The sequence below is a fragment of the Streptomyces sp. NPDC059909 genome, assembly GCF_042730885.1.
GTDB lineage: Bacteria > Actinomycetota > Actinomycetes > Streptomycetales > Streptomycetaceae > Streptomyces.
In genome coordinates, this window is record NZ_JBHWKX010000184.1 from 1 (window position 1) to 2,971 (window position 2,971).

General features: G+C 66.3%; 4 protein-coding genes and 1 pseudogene. 4 read left to right on the top strand and 1 reads right to left on the bottom strand.

Features of this window, described 5'->3' with window-relative positions:
* Positions 1-288 precede the first annotated feature (288 nt).
* Positions 289-543, top strand: coding sequence for a hypothetical protein (locus ACFV9O_RS39975; RefSeq protein WP_385427923.1), 255 nt, complete (start codon positions 289-291; stop codon positions 541-543).
* Positions 540-914 (top strand): PIN domain-containing protein, encoded by a 375-nt coding sequence (locus tag ACFV9O_RS39980; RefSeq protein WP_385427925.1) that lies wholly within the window; start codon positions 540-542, stop codon positions 912-914. The genes ACFV9O_RS39975 and ACFV9O_RS39980 overlap by 4 nt, the downstream gene beginning before the upstream one ends.
* A 501-nt stretch (positions 915-1,415) precedes the next feature.
* On the opposite strand, the pseudogene ACFV9O_RS39985 reads toward ACFV9O_RS39980, so the two are convergent.
* A pseudogene (locus tag ACFV9O_RS39985) lies at positions 1,416-1,827 on the bottom strand (integrase core domain-containing protein); the annotation flags it as partial.
* A gap of 131 nt (positions 1,828-1,958) precedes the next feature.
* Here ACFV9O_RS39985 and tnpA point away from each other — a divergent pair.
* Positions 1,959-2,408, top strand: coding sequence for an IS200/IS605 family transposase (gene tnpA, locus ACFV9O_RS39990; RefSeq protein ID WP_385427930.1), 450 nt, complete (start codon positions 1,959-1,961; stop codon positions 2,406-2,408).
* The coding region (locus ACFV9O_RS39995) for a helix-turn-helix domain-containing protein (RefSeq protein WP_385427928.1) at positions 2,392-2,971 on the top strand (580 nt) is incomplete at its 3' end. The genes tnpA and ACFV9O_RS39995, both read left to right, overlap by 17 nt.

Below are 2,971 nucleotides of genomic sequence, written 5' to 3' on the forward strand. Positions count from 1 at the left end.
CTCACCCGCGCTAAGGCCAGCCGACGTCGACCGGACAGCACACCCAGTTTTCCCCAAGATCACGCCGCCCCGAAAGGGCCCCAGATGCTTTGGGGGATCGGACCAGCGTCCTGCCTCCAGGGTCTCGGAGAGCCGTGGCCTACGGCCCGGGGCGCTACTGCGCAAGATCCGATGAGTCAGCTACTGATCCGCCAACTCAAGCGCTTATCCGCCAAGTGAAAAACGCCCGACCACAAGGAGGGGCAGAGAGGCAGACCGGTGAGTTCTACCGGCGGTAGAATCCTCTGCATGAGTAAGCCGACGAGCATCAAGACCAGCGAGGCCGTGCGCGACCGGCTGCGCGCCCTGGCCGACGAGCGCGGCACCACCATCACGGAGCTGCTGGAGGAGCTCGCTACCCGCGAGCTCACGGCTGCCGAGCGCGAGCAGCGCGCCCTCGAGGCCGCTCGTGAGCTCGGCATCGAGTACACCGAGCAGGTCGAGCAGGCTGGCCAAGACGCCTGGGCGAAGATCCGCGCCCATCAGGGCAGCGCCGCCGCATGAATCTGACGGCCGTCCTGGACCACACCGCGTTGGCCGCCCTGTATCGGGCGGACCCGTTCTTCACCGGCCTGTACATCGAGGCCTCGCGTGGCACCGGTCGCGTCCTCATTCCGTCGCTGTCCGTCCTTGCTGCTGAGCGTCAGGTTGCAGGAGCGGGCAAGCACGCAGCGTCGCTGCGGTTCGCTGAGAATGTCCCCTTCAGCACAGCGCACGCCGTCGATGCGATGGACTGGCCGAGCGTGGACTGGCCGGTGGCTCACGCGGCGGCGATCGCCTGGCAGGCGGTCAAGGCTGGTGAGCCGCTCACGGTTTTGTCACTTGAGCCCGAGCTGTACGTGGGAACGGGCATCACCCCGCTGAATCCCACCTGATCGCATCGCATCCAGACGCCGGCGCACGTCGCAGGAACGGCGGCCGTTTCCACTGGAAGCGGCCGCCGGCTGCATTCTCAGCGCGCGTTGCGCAGGTACTCGCGCCGCGCGGTGACCAGGGTCCGCCAGCGGCTGCGGGTGGGCTGCTCGCCGTCCAGCCACCGCGCCGCGGAGGCGCCGCTGAGAGAGCGGTCGGCAACGCCGGCTTGAGCTCAGGGAGGGGCGGCATGCCAGCGGGATCGGTGGGGGCCTGCTTGCCCAGAAGGTCACGCAGGCGTGCGTTGTCCGTCCTCACTCGGGTGAGCTCCTCGCGCAGCTGCGCGTTCTCCTCCAGAGCCACATCGAGGCGGATGCGCAACTCATGAGGATCGAAGCAGTCGGACCAGTCATACACACCTCTCATGATCCGGGCCGACATGCGCCGCGCAGCGAAAACGGGCAGGTTCGCCCTCCCGCCGTCCCCTGGCGCCGTTGCGGGTGCCGATTAGTCATCCGCCCAGCTCAGGCGGCATATTGGTACTCGTGAGAGATCCCGCCGAGTCGATCTCGTCGGCGGACGTGAAGTTCTGTGAGCCGGACGGGGTCAGTGATCGGTTCGGGTATCGGGCGCAGAGGAGCGGCGCTCGTGAGGCCCGGTGGGGCCGATGCCCGTTGTAGAAGGACTCGAACTCGCGCAGGACATGGAGCAGGCGCGGCTGGCTCCAGACCAGGGTGCGGTCCAGTAGCTCATGTCGGCACGTCTGTATCCATCGCTCCATGATCGAGTTCATGCGGGGCATCTGGATCCCGGTGGTGACGACCTTCAACCCCGCTCCGGCGAACACGGCGTCGAAGACGTCCGTGTACTTCGCTTCCGGTCGCGGATGAGGAAGGCGGCCTTGCTCCCAGCATCCTCGAGATCCATCGAATAGTTAGCGAGGGGACCACCGGATTTATCCGGTGGGGGAATCGCTTCTCTGGGCTGCTCTGACCTCAACTGTGCATATGGATCTGTGCTGTTGACCTCGGCTAGATGTGCGGCACGTGTATAGTGATCATGTGACTGTGACGCGGAAGGTTCGCCGGTACTCCGGCGGCGTGTATGACTTGGGGCTGCACGTGGTGTGGTGTCCGAAGTACCGTCGCCGGGTGCTTGGTGGGCGTGTCGCGGTCCGGCTGCGTGAGCTGATCGAGGCCAAGGCCGCTGAGAAGGGGTGGGAGATCATCGCCCTTGAGGTGATGCCCGATCATGTGCACCTGTTCGTCAAGCACGATCCGAAGGCGTCCGCGTCGTATGTGGCGCACCAGTTCAAGGGCTTCACCTCGCGTGTGCTGCGGGAGGAGTTCCCGCATCTGAAGTCGCGGATGCCGACGCTGTGGTCGTCGTCGTTCTTCGTCGCCTCGGTCGGCGCGGTCAGCGCGGACACGATTGAGAAGTACATCAACACGCAGTGGGAACGGCCCTGGACGAAGAAGCAGAAGGAGGAGGAGGCCGGGCGTGCACCGCGCGTATAAGTTCCTTCTCCGTCCCACCGTCCGACAGGCCGCCGCGCTGGGCGAGATGCTGCGGGATCACTGCTCCCTCTACAACGGTGCGTTGCAGGAGCGTCGCGACGCCTGGCGGCACGTGTCGAAGGCCACGGTCCGGTACGGGCAGCAGTCCGCGCAGCTCAAGGAGATCCGGGCGTTCGATGCGGAGCGTCAGGGCCGCTGGTCCTTCTCGTCCCAGCAGGCGACGTTGCGCCGTCTCGACAAGGCATTCGCTGCGTTCTTCCGCCGGGTGAAGGCCGGGGAGAAGCCGGGCTATCCTCGCTTCCGTGGTGTGAACTGGTTCGACACGGTGGACTTTCCGAAGGACGGGGACGGCTGCCGGTGGGACTCCACCCCGCACGACCCGGTGCCCCGCGTCCGGCTGCAAGGTGTCGGGCACATTCGTGTGCACCAGCACCGGCCTGTACGGGGCCGGGTCAAGACCATCAGCGTTAATACTGCAACCGCATGTGGGGGTCGTGGCCTCGGCGTTGGTAATGGCAGCGGCGGGCGCGGGCTTGGCTGCGGCGTCGGAAGTGTGACCAGCG

What these genes read in the sequence shown, in the direction of transcription:
- ACFV9O_RS39975 (WP_385427923.1), top strand. Translation starts at nt 289, where the DNA reads ATGAGTAAGCCGACGAGCATCAAGACCAGCGAGGCCGTGCGCGACCGG.
- ACFV9O_RS39980 (WP_385427925.1), top strand. Translation starts at nt 540, where the DNA reads ATGAATCTGACGGCCGTCCTGGACCACACCGCGTTGGCCGCCCTGTAT.